General features: G+C 71.5%; 15 protein-coding genes. 10 read left to right on the top strand and 5 right to left on the bottom strand.

The features are described 5' to 3' along the window. Positions 1 to 87: 87 nt before the first annotated feature. From DDF62_RS17190 to DDF62_RS17170, 5 genes are all read left to right on the top strand, one after another. Complete coding sequence (locus DDF62_RS17190) at positions 88 to 2,253, top strand: TonB-dependent receptor (RefSeq protein ID WP_116490234.1); 2,166 nt, start codon at positions 88 to 90, stop codon at positions 2,251 to 2,253. Between the two features lie 7 nt (positions 2,254 to 2,260). Beyond that, entirely contained in the window at positions 2,261 to 3,343 is a 1,083-nt protein-coding gene (locus DDF62_RS17185) for a PepSY-associated TM helix domain-containing protein (protein ID WP_116490233.1), read from the top strand. After that, on the top strand, positions 3,340 to 3,522 hold the full coding sequence (locus DDF62_RS17180; RefSeq protein WP_165832279.1) for a hypothetical protein: 183 nt from the start codon (positions 3,340 to 3,342) through the stop codon (positions 3,520 to 3,522). The genes DDF62_RS17185 and DDF62_RS17180 overlap by 4 nt, the downstream gene beginning before the upstream one ends. Positions 3,523 to 3,767: 245 nt before the next feature. Continuing rightward, positions 3,768 to 4,715, top strand: coding sequence for a hypothetical protein (locus DDF62_RS17175; protein WP_116490231.1), 948 nt, complete (start codon positions 3,768 to 3,770; stop codon positions 4,713 to 4,715). 6 nt (positions 4,716 to 4,721) lie between these two features. Continuing rightward, positions 4,722 to 6,278 (top strand): hypothetical protein, encoded by a 1,557-nt coding sequence (locus DDF62_RS17170; RefSeq protein WP_116490230.1) that lies wholly within the window; start codon positions 4,722 to 4,724, stop codon positions 6,276 to 6,278. Here DDF62_RS17170 and DDF62_RS17165 read toward each other — a convergent pair. Continuing rightward, a complete protein-coding gene (locus DDF62_RS17165; protein ID WP_116490229.1) occupies positions 6,275 to 6,907 on the bottom strand; it encodes a ribonuclease HII in 633 nt (210 codons plus the stop codon). The genes DDF62_RS17170 and DDF62_RS17165 overlap by 4 nt on opposite strands. A gap of 129 nt (positions 6,908 to 7,036) precedes the next feature. Between DDF62_RS17165 and DDF62_RS17160 the strand changes: the two genes are divergently transcribed. Continuing rightward, entirely contained in the window at positions 7,037 to 8,485 is a 1,449-nt protein-coding gene (locus DDF62_RS17160) for a serine hydrolase domain-containing protein (RefSeq protein WP_116490228.1), read from the top strand. A gap of 9 nt (positions 8,486 to 8,494) precedes the next feature. Here the strand turns inward: DDF62_RS17160 and DDF62_RS17155 are convergent, their stop codons facing one another. Beyond that, positions 8,495 to 11,521 carry a DUF2339 domain-containing protein gene (locus DDF62_RS17155; protein WP_116490227.1) on the bottom strand — a complete coding sequence of 1,009 codons (3,027 nt, stop codon included), beginning with the start codon at positions 11,519 to 11,521 and terminating at the stop codon, positions 8,495 to 8,497. A gap of 291 nt (positions 11,522 to 11,812) precedes the next feature. Beyond that, positions 11,813 to 12,406 carry a DNA-3-methyladenine glycosylase I gene (locus tag DDF62_RS17150; protein WP_116490226.1) on the bottom strand — a complete coding sequence of 198 codons (594 nt, stop codon included), beginning with the start codon at positions 12,404 to 12,406 and terminating at the stop codon, positions 11,813 to 11,815. Between the two features lie 129 nt (positions 12,407 to 12,535). Here DDF62_RS17150 and DDF62_RS17145 point away from each other — a divergent pair, with 129 nt between their 5' ends. Continuing rightward, positions 12,536 to 12,958 carry a hypothetical protein gene (locus tag DDF62_RS17145; RefSeq protein ID WP_116490337.1) on the top strand — a complete coding sequence of 141 codons (423 nt, stop codon included), beginning with the start codon at positions 12,536 to 12,538 and terminating at the stop codon, positions 12,956 to 12,958. 22 nt (positions 12,959 to 12,980) lie between these two features. On the opposite strand, the gene ygfZ is transcribed toward DDF62_RS17145, so the two are convergent. Beyond that, positions 12,981 to 13,802 (bottom strand): CAF17-like 4Fe-4S cluster assembly/insertion protein YgfZ, encoded by an 822-nt coding sequence (ygfZ, locus tag DDF62_RS17140; RefSeq protein WP_116490225.1) that lies wholly within the window; start codon positions 13,800 to 13,802, stop codon positions 12,981 to 12,983. Positions 13,803 to 13,911: 109 nt separating this feature from the next. Between ygfZ and DDF62_RS17135 the strand changes: the two genes are divergently transcribed. The 3 genes from DDF62_RS17135 (at position 13,912) to DDF62_RS17125 (ending at position 17,209) form a co-directional block, all read left to right on the top strand. Then, positions 13,912 to 15,108, top strand: a complete 1,197-nt coding sequence (locus DDF62_RS17135) for a glycosyltransferase family 9 protein (protein ID WP_116490224.1) — start codon at positions 13,912 to 13,914, stop codon at positions 15,106 to 15,108. 4 nt (positions 15,109 to 15,112) lie between these two features. Then, positions 15,113 to 15,670 (top strand): hypothetical protein, encoded by a 558-nt coding sequence (locus tag DDF62_RS17130; protein WP_116490223.1) that lies wholly within the window; start codon positions 15,113 to 15,115, stop codon positions 15,668 to 15,670. 204 nt (positions 15,671 to 15,874) lie between these two features. Continuing rightward, a complete protein-coding gene (locus tag DDF62_RS17125) occupies positions 15,875 to 17,209 on the top strand; it encodes a dihydroorotase (RefSeq protein WP_116490222.1) in 1,335 nt (444 codons plus the stop codon). 159 nt (positions 17,210 to 17,368) lie between these two features. Here the strand turns inward: DDF62_RS17125 and DDF62_RS17120 are convergent, their stop codons facing one another. Then, positions 17,369 to 18,913, bottom strand: a complete 1,545-nt coding sequence (locus DDF62_RS17120) for a DUF2235 domain-containing protein (RefSeq protein WP_165832278.1) — start codon at positions 18,911 to 18,913, stop codon at positions 17,369 to 17,371. Positions 18,914 to 19,054: the final 141 nt, after the last annotated feature.

Raw genomic sequence — 19,054 nt, 5'->3', positions numbered from 1 at the left:
GGATAGCTCGCGTCTCGAGCGGCATGTTGTTGTAACCTTGGCGCTTTCCCTCTATCGCGACGCATTCTCACCTGTCGGAGAAGTCCCGTGTCGCCCCGCCTCGCCTTGCTGCTGTCCACCGCCCTGCTCGCTCCCCTGGCCGCGAGCCCCGTCCTGGCCCAGGACGCCGACGCCACGGCCGTCGAGGAAGTGATCGTCACCGGCTCGCAGGTGCGCTTGCCGCCCGCCTATGCCGGCGGCCAGGTGGCCAAGGGCGCTCGCGTGGGCCTGCTCGGCGCGCTCGACACCATGGACACCCCGTTCTCGGTGACCAGCTACACCGAGGAGCTGATCCGCAACCAGCAAGCCATCAGCATCGGCGACGTGCTGCAGAACGACCCGACGGTGCGCGTCACCAAGGGCTTCGGCAACTTCCAGGAGCTGTACGTGGTGCGCGGCTTCCCCGTGTACTCCGACGACATGACCTATAACGGCCTCCACGGCGTGCTGCCCCGGCAGTTCGTGGCCGCCGAGCTGGTCGAGCGCGTCGACGTGTTCCGCGGCGCCAACGCCTTCCTGAATGGCGCGGCCCCGGGCGGCAGCGGCGTCGGCGGCGCCTTCAACCTCGTGCCCAAGCGGGCCGGCAACAGCCCGCTGACCCGCGTCACCGCCGGCTGGGACGGCGGCGAGCAGCTCTACGCCACCGCCGACGTGGCCCGGCGCTTTGGCCAGGACGACGCCTACGGCGCGCGCCTGAACCTTGGCCTGCACGGCGGCGAGACCAATATCGACGGCCAGGACCGTGACCTGAAGGTCATCGGCCTGGGCCTGGACCGCCGCGGCGAACGCGCCCGCTTCTCGGCCGACCTCGGCTGGCAGGACCACCACATCGACGCCCCGCGCCCGACCGTCACCCCGGCCGGCGCCATCCCCAAGGCCCCCTCGGCCGACAAGAACTTCGCCCAGGACTGGACCTACACCGACGAGCGCCAGCTGTTCGGCGCGGCCCGCGGCGAGTTCGACCTGACCGACAACGTCAGCGCCTGGGCCGCGATCGGCGGCCGCAAGGGCAAGGAAGACAACGTCCTGGCCAACCCCACCGCCCAGGCGGACGGTACGATCAGCGCCTATCGCTTCGACAACGTCCGCAAGGACACCGTCGTCTCGGCGGACGCAGGCCTGCGCGCCAGGTTCGAGACCGGCTCGGTGGGCCACAGCCTCGTCGCCTCGGTCGCCCAGGTGAACCTGAAGTCGCGCAACGCCTACGCCTTCTCCAGCTTCGCGGGCTTCACCAGCAGCCTCTACACGCCGGTGCAGGTGGCCAGGCCGGCGGCCGACTTCTTCATCGGCGGCTCGCTGTCGGACCCGAACGTCACCGAACGCTCCAAGACCCGCAGCGTCGCGATCGCCGACACCCTGTCGTTCCTGGACGAGCGCCTGCTGGTCACCGCCGGCGTACGCTACCAGGAGATCGAGACCCGCTCGTACGACTACAACACCGGCGCGCGCAGCGGCGCCTATGACGGCGACGCCACCACCCCGGCCGTGGCCGTGGTCTACAAGCCCAGCGACAAGGTCTCGCTCTATGCGAACTACGCGCAGGCCCTGATCCCCGGCAAGACCGCCCCGGCGACCGTCAGAAACGTGGCCGTGGCCAACGCCGGCGAGATCCTGTCGCCGTTCCGCGGCGAGCAGACCGAGCTGGGCGCCAAGTACGACGCCGGCTCGTTCGGCGGCACGATCAGCCTGTTCCGCACCACCCAGCCCAGCGAATACTTCGACACCGCCAGCCGCATCTACAGCGCCGGCGGCGAGCAGAAGAACCAGGGCGTCGAGTTGACCGCCTATGGCGAGCTGACGCCTGGCCTGCGCCTGATCGGCGGCGCGACCTGGGTCGACGCCAAGGTCGAACGCGCCCTCGACGCCTCGCTCGAAGGCAAGTCGCCGATCGGCGTGCCGGAGTTCCAGACCAACCTCAACGTCGAGTACGACCTCGCCGCGCTCGACGGCCTGACCCTGGAGGGCCGCGCGGTCTACACCGGCTCGCAGGCCGCCAACGCGACCAATACCGTCAAGCTCGGCTCGTGGACCCGCTTCGACGTCGGCGCGCGCTACGCCTTCGAGGCGGGCGATCGTCCGATCACCCTGCGCGCCCGCATCGAGAACCTGGCCGACAAGAACCAGTGGGTGGCGGTCGGCGGCTATCCGGGCGCCAACTACCTGACGCTGGGCGCACCGCGCACCCTGCGCCTGTCGGTCACCACGGACTTCTAAGGCCCCGATGAAGTCGTCGACGCTCCGCGCCTGGTCGTGGGTCCACAAGTGGTCGAGCCTAGTCTCGACCCTGTTCCTGCTGATGCTGTGCGTCACCGGCCTGCCGCTCGTGTTCACCCACGAGATCGAGGAGGTCGCGATGCACCAGGCCTGGACGCCGGCCCATCCGGACGGCCCCAGGCTCAGCCTCGACCAGGTGCTGGAGACGGCGCTCGCCCGCAAGCCGGGCGAAGTCGCCGCCTTCATGAGCTTCGACGTCGAACGGCCGGTGGTGAACGTCACCACCGTCCAGCCGGGCAAGTCAGGCTACAGCTTCCAGCCGATCGACCAGACCAGCGGCGATCCGGCGCCCTCGGTCGCCGGCCATCCGGTGATGGAGTTCCTGCTCCAGCTGCACACCGACATGTTCCTGGGCCTGGCGGGCATGCTGTTCCTGGGCGCCATGGGCCTCTTGCTGGTGGCCGCGCTGGTCTCGGGCGTCGTCCTCTACGCCCCGTTCATGCGCAAGCTGCCGTTCGGCGCGGTGCGGGCCCGCAAGGCCGCCCGCACCCGCTGGCTCGACTATCACAACCTCTTGGGCGCGGTGACCCTGGCCTGGGTGCTGGTCGTCGGCGTCACCGGCGTCGTCAACACCCTGGCCACGCCGATCATCGCCTACTGGAAGGACACGGCGCTGAAGGAGCTGACGCAGGCCTATGACAAGCCCGCGCCCTCGAACGAACGCAGCTCGCTGGCCGCCGCGGTCGAGCGCGCCAAGCTGGCCCTGCCGGGCAAGCAGCTTCAGTTCGTGGCCTTCCCCGGCAGCAGCTATTCGACCGACCACCACTACGCGGTGTTCTTCCACGGCGACACGCCGCTGACCGCGCACCTCACCACCCCGGCCCTGATCGACGCCCGCACCGGCCAGCTGTCGGCCGTGGCGCCCACGCCCTGGTACGTGAAGACCCTGTCGCTGTCGCAGCCGCTGCACTTCGGCGACTACGGCGGCCTGCCGCTGAAGATCCTGTGGGCGCTGCTCGACCTCGCCACCATCGTGATCCTGGGCTCGGGCGTCTATCTGTGGCTGGTCAAGCGCGGGAGCGTGCAATGAGCCGCCCGCATCTGACCCTCTGGCAGGTGTTCCGCATCCCGATCGTGGTGGCGGCGCTCAGCCTGTTTGGCCTGGTGGCCGCCCTGCTCGACGACGGGATCTGGGACTGGATCGGCGCGGCGGCGCTGGGCGTGTCGGTCGCGGTGACCGTCTGGGCCCTGGTCGCGCGGCGACGCTGATCGATTTTCCAGGGAAGGTCCCAGGAGCGGGAGGCGCGCCCCCGCACGCTTCCCGCTCCCCCCGTCGGCATCCAGCCCCCCAGCCGGATCACGAACGGTTCGCGACCTGTCCTCCCCCGAGGACCGTCGCAGTCGGACGGCGCGGACTGTAAGCGGCGCGCGCCGGAGAAAAATACTCGTCTCGCTACCCATTCTGAGCGCTCGGCGGTCTTGCGCCCGGCCCGCGCGCTTGCTCTGTTCCAGCGATGCTTGATCCGCCGGCGACATCCCGCCCCTCCGCCCCCGCGCCGGCGCGCCGCCTGGGCGAGGAAGTCCGCGCCTCGCTGATCTATGTCCGCGACACCATCGAGATCACCCGCGGCGACCACGACCTGCTCGACGCCTGGATCCTGACCGCCGCGCTGGACGCCAACATGTCTACGGTGATGCGCGATCCCGCGCTGATGGCCGTCTATGGCGGGGCGGCGGAGTCGGCGCCCGACGAGCTGCGGCGGCCGGTCAGCGTCAACGCCATCGCCCAGTCGCTGGTCCTGCCGTTCGAGACCGTGCGCCGGCGGGTGCTGCGGCTGGCGCGCGAGGGCCTGTGCGTGGTCGGGCCGCAGGGCGTGGTGGTGCCCAACGGCGCGGTGACCACCAGCGCCTACAGCGCCCAGATGCAGGCCCGCAGCGATCGGGCCCGCCGCTTTCACCACGACCTGAAAGCCATCGGCGCCCTGGCGGCGGACGAGCCGACCGAGCCGGCCGAGGGCGGCGTCGAGGCCCCGCCCCTGCGGGCCTTGAACTGGGCGCTGTCGGAGTACGTGCTGCGCGCCTGCAACGACCTGATCGCCCTGACCGGCGCCCTGATCGCCAGCCGCGTGCTGCTGGAGCTGGTGGTGGCCAATATCGAGGCGCTGGAAGCCGAGGACCTGCCGGCCTGGGCCCGCGATCCCGCCGCGACCGGGCAGGCCGCCCGGACGGCGGGCCTGGCCCGCTCGCTGCGCGTGCCGCCCGAGACCGTCCGCCGCCACCTGAACGGGCTGGAGGTCCAGGGCTTCTGCCTGCGACGGGCCAACGGCTGGGTCGCCGCCGCGCCGCCGGACGCCCTGCCCCGCCTGGCCGCCATGGCGCAGGCCAACCACGCCAACCTCAAGCGCCTGTTCACGCGCCTGCGCCAGCTGGGGGCGCTGGCGGTCTGGGAAGCGGAGGGCTGAGAGCCAATGAACCGTTGGGCGATACTGGTGGCGGTGCTGGGCCTGGTCGCCTGCACTCCCAAGGCGAAGGCCCCGCCTCCGGAGCCCGAGATCCCGTCCATCGCCCCGGCGCGGCCGGCCGACGCCTGGTCCGACCGCTTCTGCGCCATGCCCGTGGCGGACGGCCGCCCGACCAAGGCCGACGTCGACGCCGTCCAACGCATGGTCGCCAACGTGCGCATGATCCCCGGCTCGGACGAGCCCTGGCTCCGTCCCTACAATCGCGGCGGGGAATGGACGATCAACGCCCAGGGTCGCTACGTCCCCTATCCTGGGCCGACGCCCAGGCGCCTGTTCGATCTCGAGATGGTCCACGAGCCCTCGCTGGGCCGCGTGGTCGGCATGCGCGGCGACCTGGTCCTGGCCCGCAAGGCCGGCGCGGACGCCTTCGCCCCGATCGCCAGGGTCGGCGACGAGGCCGGGCGCGACGACGCCGCCATCCGCCGGATCGAGGACGCCGACCTGACCCTGGTGCCGCATCGGGGTCGCGTCCACCAGGTCCGCGGCGACGTCGTCATGCCCTGGCCCGAGCAGGCGAGCCTGACCGCCGCGGGCGTCGCGAACGTCATCGACATTCATGACCTGCCGGGCCTGGGCGCGGCGCTGTTCGAGGGCGAAGACGGCGCCCTGGCGGTCCGCTACACCGACGGCGCCTGGCGCCAGGCCGGCCGCCTGCGGCCTCCACGCTGGCGGGTCGGCGGCGACTGGATCGTCGATGTCCGGCCCGTGCCGAAAGCCGGCGTGGTCCTGCTCTCCACCTACGAGGACCACCTGGTGCTCGCCCTGTCGCCGGACCCGGCCTCGTCCCGGAGGGCCGCGATCGTCGACGTGACGGCGATCCACGACCAGAAACTCGACCCAGGCGGCTGGTGGACGCTCGCCTCGCCGACGACCGGCGACATCATCCGTTTCGGCCGCGTCAGGCCCACGGCGCCGCTCGGCTGGCAACGGCTGGTCGACCAGCGCTTCGTTCCCATGGACGGCCCCGCCTGGCCGGCCTTCGACGAACTGGCGCGCGCCTATGACCTGACCGGCGGCGAAGGCCTGGTGATCCGCGGCGACGACGGGCTGGCCCTCTATCGACGAGGCGTGCTGACGCCGATCCCCGGGGCGACGACGACCGCCCTCGGTCGCTATCCCCAAGTGGTCCGCCTGGCCTCGCTGGACCGCACCTATGTCGTGGCGCGACGGGGGCTGTTCGAGCTGACGGCCGACGGCCGCCTGAAGACGGTGGAGGCCCGGTTCGTCACCGGGGGATCGCCTTCGCTCGAGTTCTTCGAACTGCCCAAGCAGCGGCTGGCGCTGGTTCGCGCCAAGGACGGCCTGTTCACGCTGGACGCCGACGGCCAGGTGCTGCGGGTTCGCGGCGGCGAGGGCTTCGCGCCCGACTTCCTGACCAACGTCTTCGGCCCGCTCCCGATCAGCGGCGACGTGCTCATGGCCGACCACAACGCCCTGAAGCTGGTCGTCACGCCAAAGTCGCCGCGCTGGAAGGCCTGCAACTCGGCTCTGGCCGGAGCCTAAGCGTCCTCGCCGGCGTCCAGCCCGCCCGCCAGCGCCAGCTTCACCGGGGCCCAGCCCAGGCGGTGGATCGGCGAGGGACCAAGCTTCCTCAGGCCCTCCAGGTGGATCGGGGCGTGATAGCCCTTGTGGCCGGCGAAGCCGTAGCCGGGATAGACCGCGTCCATCTCGACCATGATCCGGTCGCGAGCTTCCTTGGCCAGGATCGAGGCCGCCGCGATCGAGCACGACAGGGCATCGCCCTTGACCACGGTCTTGACCTCGCACGGCAGGACGAAGCGATAGTTGCCGTCGACCAGGGCGAAGCTGGGCTTCACCGACAGCCCCTCGACCGCGCGCCGCATGGCCAGGCCCGCGGCGTGCAGGATGTTGAGCTCTTCGATCTCCTCGACGCTGGCCATGCCCACGCACCAGGCGACAGCCATGTCCTTGATCTCGGCCTCCAGGGCCGCGCGGGCCTTGGCCGAGAGCTTCTTGGAGTCGTTGAGCCCCTTGGGCATCCGCGCCGGATCCAGGATCACGGCGGCGGCGCTGACCGGCCCGGCCCACGGCCCGCGGCCGGCCTCGTCGACCCCGCAGACCGGTCCCGGTCCGCAGGCGGCTTCCAGCATCATGTCGGGTCCGGTCGGCATGGGGTCTTCCTAGGCGGGTTCGCCTTCGAAGGAAACCGGCGCCGCATGACCGAAGATTAACTGGCCCGCCGCGCGCGGGGCTGGTCCCTTGCCCGTCGGGGCGGGGACGGCTCCAGGGGTAATCGCATCATGAACCGCCGCGCCTTGCTGGCGGCCGGACTGGCCTGTCCGGCGCTCGCCGCTTCCACCTTCGTCGCTTCGCCGCTCGCCTTCGCGACCGAGCCGGACCCGGCCGTCCGCGCCGACGCCCTCGTCCGGCGGTTCATGGCCGAGCGCCACGTGCCCGGCGCGCAGGTGGTGGTGGTCAAGGATGGCGCGATCGTCTTCTCGCGCGCCTACGGCGTGGCCGATCTCGCCGCCGGCGCCGAGGTGACGGCGACGACGACCTTCCCGATCAACTCGATCACCAAGGCCTTCACCGGCGTCGCGGCCATGCGCGAGGTCGAGGCCGGGCGGCTGGATCTCGACAAGCCGATCGGCGCCTACGTGGAGGGTCTGCCGGAGACCTGGCGCGACATCCAGGTGCGCCGCCTGCTCAGTCACACCTCGGGCCTGCCCGACTTCGTGCCGCGCCAGAAGGGCGGCGAGGTCGAGGAGGCCGTCGCCTGGAACGAGGCCCTGGCCGCGCCGGTGCTGTTCCCGCCCGGCCAGCGCTTCCACTACTGCCAGACCAACTACGCCCTGGTGCAGATGGCGATCGACCGCCTGCGCGGCCTGCCGGTCACCACGCCCCTGGGCGGCGAGCAGTTCGCCATCGCCGGCATGAAAAGCTCGCGCTACGGCGACAGCCTCGATCCGGGCCCTCGCCGCACCGCCTCGTACACCTACCGCAAGGAGGCTCCCGACCAGCCGAGTCTGCGCAAGGAGGTGTTCTCGCCGCTGGCCCGCGCCGCCGCGGGCCTGGACAGCACCGGCGACGACATGGGCCGCTGGATGATCGCCCTGATGGACGGGCGGCTGCTGGGCGCGGCCGCGCGGAAGACGATGTGGACCCAGGACGCCTACACCGACGGCAAGCTGGGCCAGTGGGGCATGGGCTGGCTCGTGCTGGAGCGGCCCGACCGCCTGGTGGTCGGCATGACCGGCGGCAGCCGCAACGCCGTCTACCTCTATCCGGACGACAAGGTCGGGGTGGCGATCCTCAGCAACCTGGCTGGCGGCACGCCCGAGGACGCCATCGACGAGATCGTCCAGCTCTTCGTCCCCGGCATGAAGCTGACCGGGGTCGCGGCCCTGCGCGCGGCCCTGGCCGGCCAGCCGAAAGCCGCCTTCGCCGGCGTGATCGCCAGGCAGCGCCAGGACCCGGGCTTCAGGCCGGCCGAGCACGAACTGAACGACTGGGGCTATCGCCTGCTGGCCTTCGGCGAGCCAGCCAAGGCGCTGTCGGTGCTGGCCCTGACCGCCGAGCTGTTTCCCGACAGCGGCAACGCCCAGGACAGCCTGGCCGAGGCCTATGCCGTCAATGGCGACAAGGCCGCCGCCATCGTCCACTACCGCCGCTCGCTGGCGCTCGACCCGGGCAACACCAACGCGGTCAACCGGCTGAAGGGCCTGGAGGCGCCGGCGCCCGGAAGCTGACGGGCCGGCTCAGTCGGCGCTGGGCGGCTCCGGCGTCTTGGCCGTCCGGGCGTTGAGGCGGCGCACCAGCACCGCCCCGCCCAGCAGCAGGGCGCCGACCGCCAGGAACGAGGCGGCGCGGACCACGCCCTCCAGCCGCGCCAGGTCGACCAGCAGCACCTTGGCCGCGGTCAGCAGCAGCACCACAAGGCCCGCCCAGCGCAGCACCGCGTCCTTGCGGGCCGAACCGAGGCTCAAGACCACCAGGCCGAAGGCGGCCCAGACGGCCGAGAAGGTCCAGGTCTCCAGCCCGCCGGCGTCGATCGACGCGCCCATGGCCGGGCCGTGGAAGCCGTAGCGGACGATCAGGCTGACCAGCACGAACAGCACGCCGACGGCGCTGGCCCTGGCGGTCGTTCCGAACGCCCCGCCCTGGCGGCCGAGCTCAAGCAGCAAGGCCGCGCCCGCGCCGTGGGCCAGGGCCAGCAGCAGGGCCGCGACAAGGGGCGCCAGCCGCGCCTGCTCGGGTCCCCACCAGGGATTGGCCAGCAGGCCGAACACCAGGATGGCCAGCACCACGGCGATCCAGCCGATCGTGGGGGCGGCGCGCGCCAGCCAGCTGGCGGCCGGCCGGGCGGCCAGGCGCGGGTCGAGGAAGCCGCGCGCGGCGGCCAGGGCGAGCACCGCATAGCCGGCGATCTCGCCGCGCCCGATCGCCGCGTCGGCCATGGCCCGGCCATGGATGCCGTGTCGCAGGGCCATGACCGCCCACAGCAGGCCGAAGGCGGCGGCTCCAACCACCCAGCCGCGCCCGGCGGCGTCGACCGGTCGACGCCAGGCCGCGACGGCCAGCAGCAGGGCCGGCGCCAGGTAGGACAGCAGCAGGGTGTTGAAAAGCGGCGGTCCGGCCGGAACCTCGCCCATGCCCCACCAGGGGTTGGCGACCAGGCCTTGCAGCAGCAGGCCATGGGCCAGGCCCGCGCCGACCACCAGCAGGGTGCGCCATCGGGCCAGCGGGCCGTCGCCCGGCCCCTGGCGCAGCACCAACACGAGGCCCGCGGCCAGCAGGATCAGGGTCCGCAGCGAGGCCTCCAGCAGGAACGTCGAGGCGCCGCCGGGCTTGCCGACCACGACCACGTGCACGCCGATGAACAGGCCCAGCAACAGGATCATCAGGGCCGACGCGCCCTGCGCCTCGGCCTCGTTGCGGCGTCCGGCGGTCTTCAGCAGCCAGGCGGCGGCGAAGGCGATCGCGGCGGCCGCGCCCGACACGACCGCCATCATCGGCAGCGGCAGGCGCCCCTCCAGCGCCGGACCGATGAAGGCCGGGCGCAGCATGACGACCAGGGCCAGCAGGCCGGCCACGACGCTGGCCTCGGCCAGCCCCCGCCAGGGCAGCCGGCGGGCGGCGAAGGCCAGGGCCAAGGCCGCCACGGCGAAGGCGGCCGGCTCGAACCTCGGCTGGACGGCGCCGTGAACGGCCAGGAAGACCATTTCGGCGGCCGCCCCCAGCCACAGCGCCAGGCCGAGGTCCCGCGACGGCTCTTCGGACCGGCGGGCGATCAGGATCGAAAGGCCGAACAGGCCCGCGCCCAGCAGGGCGGCAGGACTCCAGGCGTAGCCGAAGCGGGCCTCGTCGAGCAGCACCCAGGCCAGGCTTGCGGCCACGGCCGTCGTGATCCCGGCGATGGCCAGCAGTTGCGTCCGCTGGCGCCCGTGCAGCCGCAAGGCCGCCGGCAAGGCCGTCAGCGGCGCGATCGCCAGCAGCAGGTGCAGCCACGGCGGCCGGGCGGCGATCCCCACGTCGTCGCCCTCGAACGCCAGGCAGGTCATGGCGGCGAGGACCGTGATCACGGCGGGGGCCGCGAACAGGCCGGCCGGCGCGACGCGCGTGGCGATCGCCAGGGCGGTCAAACCCAGCAGGACTGCGCTCAGCACGCCCGCCGCGCCTCCGGCCGGGCTCGGCGGGGCGAACCAGACCGCCAGGGCCAGCACGCTGGCGCCCAGCAGCGCGGTCATCACCGCCTGGCGCAGGCGCAGCACCTCTGCTGGCGTCTCGCCCGCCCGGCGGCGACGCCACAGCGCGGCCAGCGGTCCGCCGGCGGCCAGGGCGACGAGGACGGCGGCGGCGGCGTACTGCCTGTCGGCCAGGGGCGGCAGGCTCAGCACCGCCAGGCCGGCGGCGGTCGCCAGGCTGGTCCAGCCCCACCGGCGGCCGGCCGCCAACACGAAGCCGGTGGCGCCGATCAGGAGGGCGTAGGCCTCGAAGACGACCGGCGACCAGGACGAGATGTCGGTGACGATCGGGGTGGCGGCGGCGCCGACCATGGCCACCAGGGCCAACGGCTCGCCGTGGCGCAGCGACAGGGCCAACAGGGCCAGCGACACGGCGGCGGCCAGGCTCGCCGCCAGCCAGAACGGGATCAGGTGATAGACGCCATGAGCCGCGCAGACCGCGCCGTACAAGGTGACCGCCCCGGCCCCGGCGGCGATGGCGGCGGCCAGCAGGTGGCGGCTCATCTCGGTCTTGCGGCGCAGGATCCACTCGCTGGCCAGCACCATCAGCGCGCCCAGCACCACCGCCGCGGCGATCCGCAGCGGCGGGGTGAAGATCCCCTTCTGGGCGGCGTAGGCCACCAGCAGCAGGCCGCCCAGGGCCAGGCCCCCGCCGCCGATCCAAGCCAGACCGTTTTCGGCCAGCCAGGTCGAGGCGGCCTCGCGGGTGATGATCGGCCGGGCGGCGCTGGCCGGACGAGGCGCGAGCGCCGGAATGGGCCTGGGATTGGAGACCGGCTCAACCGACGGCGCCGGCGCGCGCGGCGGCTCGGCGGCCTTGGGCTCGATCGTCCAGGGCGAGGGTTGCGGCGCTTGCGGGGACGGCTCGGGCGCGATCGGCGCGGCGACTTCGCGCGGAGCGGAAAGCCCGGACGGCTCCAGGGAGGCCTTCAGGCGCTCCAGTTCGACCAGCGCCTTGCTCAGCTGGCGCTTCACCAGGTCGAGCGACTGGTGCTGCACCGCGATCCACACCGTCAGGCCGACGATGAACACCCATTCCATGCCGCGACACGCCCCCGAACGCTAACGCCCCGCTCTAGCACGGAACGGTTGAGCCCGCACAGGCGCGGCGCTGGGGGGCCTGTCCACGGGGGGCTACTCTATTGCACTAGCTATTAAGGTCGTCATCCTGGCCGGAGGCTCGCATAGCGGGCCGCAGAGCCGGGACCCAGGGGCAGCCGGCGGTGCGCCCGCCCCTGGGTCCCGGATAAGCGCTTCGCGCTTTCCGGGATGACGATCGATTCAGCATTGATTTTAAAGACTTTCCTCTCCGGGAAATTGAGTCCGCCCCCTTTAGTGGCGATGCCCCAGCGCCTTGCACTCGTCGTGGCGGAAGCAGGTGACGAAGTGGTCGTTGACCATGCCGACCGCCTGCATGAAGGCGTAGACGATCACTGGGCCGCAGAACTTGTAGCCCTTGGCCTTCAGGGCCTTGGCCATGTCGACCGCCAGCGGCGTCTGGGCCGGAACGTCGCCCATGCCGGTGAAGGCGTTCTGGAGCGGGGCGTCGCCGACGATGCCCCACAGGAAGGTCGAGAAGTCTTCGCCACGCTCGCGCATGTCCAGATAGATCCGCGCGCCGTTGATCGCCGCGTCGATCTTGGCGTTGGAGCGGATGATGCCGGCGTTGGCCATCAGCCGGGCGCGATCGGCCTCGCCGAACCGGGCCACGACCTCTGGGTCAAAATCGGCGAAGGCGGCGCGAAAGGCCTCGCGCTTGCGCAGGATGGTGATCCACGACAGCCCGGCCTGGAAACCGTCGAGCACCAGCTTTTCCCACAGGGCGCGGCTGTCCCACTCGGGCACGCCCCACTCGGTGTCGTGGTAGGCCTCGTACAGCGGGTCGCCGTTCATGCCCCGCCAGGTGCAGCGATGGATCTCTGTCATGCGGCGACGCTAGCAGACCCCACGCCGAAAACCAGAACTTTCAGGGAACATTCGCATACCCGCGACGGAAACGCCGATCTCACGCGTTTGGCTGGTCAGAGGGACGCCAACGACAAGGAGAAGCCGCTGATGCGCGCTTTTCGAACCCTGGCCATGCTCGCCCTGGCGACCGCGGCCATGACCGCCACCCCCGTCCTGGCCCAGCACCGCGACCGCGACGACAATCCGCCCGGTCCGCGCGGCGGTCCCGGCGCCAACTGGGAGAACCCGCCCGGCTGGCGCGGGGGTCCCGGCGCCTCGCCCGACCGCCGCTTCTATCGCTGGAAAGGCCAGAAGGTCCGCTTCGACTACCGCAACGGCTACTACTACAACCCGCGCTGGGGCTACTGGCACCCGACCCACGGCTGGTGGAACCAGGCGCGCCGCTGCTGGCTCGACCGCGACGACAACCCGCCCGGCCCGCGCGGCGGTCGCGGAACCAACTGGGAAAACCCGCCTGGCTGGCGCGGCGGTCCCGGCGCCTCGCCCGACCGCTACGGTCGCTGCCGCTAGATCGTGGAACGAAGGCGGCGGGTCAGCCCGCCGCCGGCGTCTGCGGAACCCACTCGGGCCGTTCCACCCGCACCGGGCGGCCGTCGACCGTGAGATCCGCGCCGTCGATGCGGTCCAGCCGCAGCAGGGCCATGGCCCGGCCGTCGCTTCCACTCAGCACCTCGCCGGCGCGAAGCTCGCCGGCCAGCACCTCGGCGCCGAAGGCCGGAGCGGGGCCGTCGAAGACGATCGGCAGCATGCGGTTCTTGATCGTGCCGCGCCGCTTCATGCGGCTGGTGGTCTCCTGGCCGACGAAACAGCCCTTCTTGAAGTCGATGCCGGAGAGCAGGTCGAAGTCGGCCTCGATCGGGTAGTTCTTGTCGCTCAGCCAGTCGGCCGGACCGGGCACGCCCAGGGCCAGGCGATGGGCCTCGTAGGCGGCTTCGTCGGCGTCGGGCTCGCTCGCCGGGCCGTAGACCCGCGCGCCCAGGGCGGGCAGGCGCGGATCGGCATAGAACCCCTCGCCCGTCACCGGCCCGCCGGCGGGATCGAACGCGGCGGCGACCATCAGGTCGATCGGACCGATCTCGACCTTGGCCCGCAGGCGGTACATCGACAGCCGCGCGACGATCGTCTCGCGGTGCTCGGCCGCCACGTCCAGCAGCGCGCCGTCCGGCAGGCCGGCCACGAACAGGTCGTAGAGCAGCCGTCCCTGCGGCGTCAGCAGGCCGGAAAAGCGCAGCTCGCCCGGCGCCAGGCTGTCGACGTCCTGGGTCAGCAGGCCCTGCAGGAAGCTTCGCCAGTCGGGGCCGGCGACGGCGATGACGGCGCGGGACGGGAGGCGGGCGAGACGCGTGTTGCTCATGGCCGCACATGTGGCGCCGAGGCGACGCCGACGCCAGTCTTTCGGCTCAAGAAAGCTTAAGCGGGATAACGGGATGCGTTGACAGCCAGTTCACCCTATACATGGACCGATGACACAGCGGGCCTTCCCGATTCTCTTCATCACCGCCACGCGTATTGGCGACGCCGTGCTGTCGTCCGGCCTCATCAAAATGCTGGCCGACGAGATTCCCAACGCCCGCTTCACCATCGTCGCCGGCCCGCTGGCCGCGCCGCTGTTCGCCCACGTGCCCGGCCTCGATCGCGTGATCGTCATGGAGAAGGGCAAGGGCAAGGGCCACTGGTTCAAGCTGTGGAACCAGGTTCGCCACAAGAAATGGGGCCTGGTGGTCGACCTGCGGGGCTCGGCGACCGCTCTTTTCCTACGTCGCGAGAAGCGGGCCATCTGGAAGAAGACCCCCGGCGAGATCGCCCACAAGGTGGTCGAGACCGCCCGCGTGCTGAAAATCGACGGCGATCCGCCGGCGCCGCACCTCTACATCACCCCGGAAGTCCAGGCCCTGGCCGACCAGATGCTGGCCCCGCGCGGCGGCGAGCCGGCCGGCCCGATCCTGGCCATGGGCCCGGCCGCCAACTGGATCGGCAAGGTCTGGCCGATCGAGCGCTTCACCCAGACCGCCGCCCAGCTGCTGGGTCCCGGCGGTCGGCTGGAGGGCGGGCGCCTCTTGATCCTGGGCGGCCCTGAGGACGGCCGCATGGTCGAGGAGCTGCGCATGGCTTCCGCCAGAGGCCGCTGCATCGACCTGACAGGCAAGGTGGATCTCTTGACCGCCTATGCCTGCCTGAAGCGCGCCGACCTCTTCATCGGCAACGACAGCGGCCTGATGCACATCGCCGCCGCCGCCGGCACGCCCACCGTCGGCCTGTTCGGCCCGTCGGACGAGCGGCGCTACGGCCCCTGGGGCCCGCTGACCCGCGCCGTCCGCGGCCCGCGCGACTTCGACCAGTTCAAGGCTGTCGACCCCGACCTGTCGCAGGCCATCCGCCACATGAGCGACCTGCCGGTGGCCAAGGTGGTGCGCGCCGCGATCGAGCTGTTGGACGAGGCCCGCGCCGGCGCTGCTCCACCGACGGCCGTTGAGCCCGAGCCCGCCGTCGAAGCCCCCATCGAGACCGCGCCGCCCGAAGCGCCGACCGCCAGCGAGACCGCGCCGGAGCTGCCGCTCGACATGCCCGCCTCCCCGCCCGGGCCGGAGGCCGAACCCAAGCTCAAGGTCTCGCCCCGCCGCCGCAAGCGTCCGGACGGCGAAGCCAGCCCGCAGGCCTGATCCGGTGAAGGCGATCCTTGCGCTGTGCGCGCTGCTCAGCCTCGCGGCCGCCCCGGCGATCGCCGCGCCCGAAACGCCCGCGGACCAGTTCTTCGCCCGCCTGACCGCCCTGTGCGGCAAGACCCTGACCGGCCAGGTCGTCGCCGGCGACGCCGCCGACGAGCCGTTCCGCAAGGCCAAGCTGGTCATGACCGTCGCCAGCTGCGACGCCCGCGAGATCCGCATCCCCTTCCATGTCGGCGAGGACCGCTCGCGCACCTGGATCATCACCCGCCTGGAGGGCGGCGGCCTGCGCCTCAAGCACGACCACCGCCACCCCGACGGCGTCGAGGACGAGCTTTCCCGCTACGGCGGCGACACGGTGGAGCCAGGCTCGGCCGACCTGCAGCGCTTCCCGGTCGACGCTGAGTCCAAGGCGATGTTCACCCGCCTGGACCGCGCGGTGTCCAACACCAATGTCTGGTCGCTGGGCCTGACCGACCAGGCCTTCACCTACGAGCTCTCCCGCCCAGGCCGCCTGTTCCGGGTGTCGTTCGACCTGGACAAAGGGGCCCGCCCCTAACCCCTCCCCCCGATCTCCCCCGCTAAGGCGGGAGCCCAAGCTGAGTCAGAAGGGTGTTCTTGCCTGACGCTCGCAGAGGTCGCCAATCCCGCTTGGATCCCCGCCTTCGCGGGGAAGCTCGGAGTTGGGCGAATGACACGAAACCCATTGCCACCGCTCCCCAGCGGACCTAGACCGCCCCAAACCACCGCAGGAGCGCGCCCCATGTCCCAGACCTTCGACCTGATCGTCCGTGGGGGCGAGGTGGTGAACCACGCCGGGCGCGGGATCACCGACATCGGCGTGCGCGGCGGCAAGATCGTCGCCATCGGCGACCTGTCTCAGGCCAGCGCCGGCGAGGTGTTCGACGCCTCGGGCCTGACCGTGCTGCCGGGCGTGATCGACAGCCAGGTGCACTTCCGCGAGCCGGGCCTGGAGTGGAAGGAAGACCTGGAAAGCGGCAGCCGCGGCGCGGCCCTCGGCGGCGTCGTGGCCGTGTTCGAGATGCCCAACACCGAGCCGACCACCACCGATCCGGACGCCCTGGCCGACAAGCTGTCGCGCGCCAAGAACCGGATGCACACCGACCACGCCTTCTATGTCGGCGGCACCCACGAGAACGCCAACTTCCTGGGCGAGCTGGAACGCCTGCCCGGCTGCTGCGGCATCAAGGTGTTCATGGGCGCCTCGACCGGCTCACTGCTGGTGCAGGACGACGAGGGCGTCGAGAACGTGCTGAGGCACGTCAACCGCCGCGCGGCCTTCCACTCGGAAGACGAATACCGCCTGGCCGAGCGCCGCAGCCTGGCCCGTCCCGGCGACTGGACCAGCCACCCCGAGGTGCGCGACGCCCAGGCCGCCCTGCAGTCGACCCACCGCCTGGTGCGCATCGCCAAGAGCCTGGGCAAGCGCATCCACGTGCTGCACGTCACCACCAAGGAAGAGATCGACTTCCTGGCGCTGAACAAGGACGTCGCCAGCGTCGAGGTCACGCCCCAGCACCTGACCCTGGTCGCGCCCGAGGCCTATGAGCGCCTGAAGGGCTTCGCCCAGATGAACCCGCCGATCCGCGACGCCTATCACGTGGCCGGCGTCTGGCGCGGCATCGAGGCCGGCATCGCCGACGTGCTCGGCAGCGATCACGCCCCCCACACCCGCGAGGAGAAGGCCCGCCCCTATCCGGCCTCGCCGTCGGGCATGCCGGGCGTGCAGACGCTCGTTCCCGTCATGCTGACGCATGTGGTGGACGGCAAGCTGTCCCTCGAGCGCTTCGTCGACCTGACCAGCCATGGCGTCAACCGCGTGTTCGGCCTGGCTGACAAGGGCCGCCTGGCCGAAGGCTTCGACGCCGACTTCACCATCGTCGACATGAAGGCCCGCAAGGTCATCACCCACGAGCAGATGGCCAACCGCGCCGGCTGGACCCCGTTCGACGGCTTCGAGGCCAAGGCCTGGCCCGTGGCGACCATCGTCCGCGGCATCGTGGTCATGCGTGACGACGAGATCATCGCCGAAGGCCGCGGCGAGCCGGTGCGCTTCCTGGAAACCCTGGCGCACTAAGGCGTCGGAGCGGACCGACACCTCACCGGTTGAGACGAAAACCTCGTCCTTCGACGAGCTCAGGATGAGGTTTTTCCATCGCTCGGGCCTGTAAATGGACCTCACCCTGAGCTTGTCGAAGGGCGAGGGCCACGCACAGGGCCTGACGGTCGACCGAACCTACCTTCCGAACAGGCCGCGCACCCAGGCGCCGACGCCCGCCAGGACGTCGGCCGCCGGCGCGCCGATCCCGAAGGGCAGCAGCCGCAATAGCTCATGGGCGATCACGCCCAGCAGCCAGACCAGCAGCAGCGCCCCGCCCGCCAGGACCAGCAGGAACAGCAGCCGGAACGGCGGACCGGTGAACAGCTCGACATAGCGGTGCGGGCCCAGCTTCGTCTCGCCGGTGAACGGCGAGAACACCTTTGGCCGATAGTGGGCCATCCGTGTCCAGCGTAGCCGCGCGCCGGGATGCACCTCGTCGCGGCCAATCGACACCGCCCGCGAGCGATAGCCGCCGATCATGCCCAGCAGGTCGGTCATCCAGACCGGCCGCAGCGTTCCGGGCTGGCGCCCGATCCGCCAGTCGACCAGCGGATTGGCCAGGTCCCCGGCCTGGGCCAGCTCGCCGTCCGGCCGGTCGTCGAACACCAGGCCCGCCGCCTGCGCGCCCTGCGCCACCCACAGCAGGGCGGCGCTGGAAAGGCCCAGCTCGAAGTTGCCGCCGCCCACCGCCCCGTGATCGCCCGGGAACCACTTCTGCTGGTAGCGCCGCTCGCCATAGGGGATGTAGCCGGGCGCCTTGCGGTCGACGACCTGCGCCAGAGGCGCGACCTCGCGCCCCGCCTTGGCCGCCCGCGCGTTGCGCGCCTTGATCCCGGCGTTCAGCTCCTCCGTGGCGGTGATGTTCAGGTCACGGATGTTCGAGAACGGCGCGGCGCTGAAGGTGCGGCGGTCCTCGTCGGCGGCGATGGCGTGGCGCAGGCTCTCGATCAGCTTGGAGGCCTCGGTGTCGTGGAAGCGGAAGCGCTTGTTGAAGACCGACAGCAGCCGGAAGCGGTCGGGCACGCCCAGCGAGCCCACCGTGTCCCAAAGGCCAAGATAGCGGATCCGGACCGCCCGCCTGCGACGGACCTCGTCGGTCAGCAGGCATTCCTCGCCCTCGGCCGCGTCGGCCGCCCGCCGGGTCACCGTGGTCTCGCCGACCTTGCGCAGCAGGTCCTCGGCGCCCACCACCTCGCGCCGCGAATAGCGGTCGCGGAACTCCTGGCACTCGGGCCCGGCGGGATGGATCTTGCGGTTGCGATAGAGCTGCATGGCCTCGGGCACCCGCTGCAGGTGCTCGGGCCGCAGGATGCCGCATTTGCGGATCAGGCCGCACAGGCTGCGGGCGGTGTAGGCGCCGCGGCTGAAGCCGAAGATGAAGATCTCGTCGTCCGGTTCCTTGTAGTTCAGGACGATGAAACGGTAGGCCTGCTCGATCTTGCGGTCGAGACCGGCCCCGAAGGCCCCGCCGAGGATGGCCTCCAGGCGGTCGCTGGTGCGGCTGACCCCGGTCGCGGTGCCCACGCCCTCGTCATAGTAGACCACCTGCGGCACGCCGGCCTTGCCGTTCTGGCTTGGCGGATCGCGGACCACCGAGCGCGCCAGCCGCGCCACATTGGTCAGGTTCTGCATCTGCAGCCCGTTCCAGGTGCCGTCGCAGAATACCGCCAGCCGGATCATGATCGCCTCCCCCAAGGCACAATCTTTGCGCGAAGCTACCCACATTGAAGCTGGCGGTAAATGCGCTTGCGACGGGCCCTGGGGGCTCGACTTTTTTCGCCGGCGCTGTCGAATGCGGCCGGTCCGGCGCGTCTCTCCTCA

Source organism: Caulobacter radicis (assembly GCF_003094615.1).
GTDB lineage: Bacteria > Pseudomonadota > Alphaproteobacteria > Caulobacterales > Caulobacteraceae > Caulobacter > Caulobacter radicis.
Note: the sequence above shows the minus strand (reverse complement) of the source record. Positions and strands in the feature narration are given on the sequence as shown.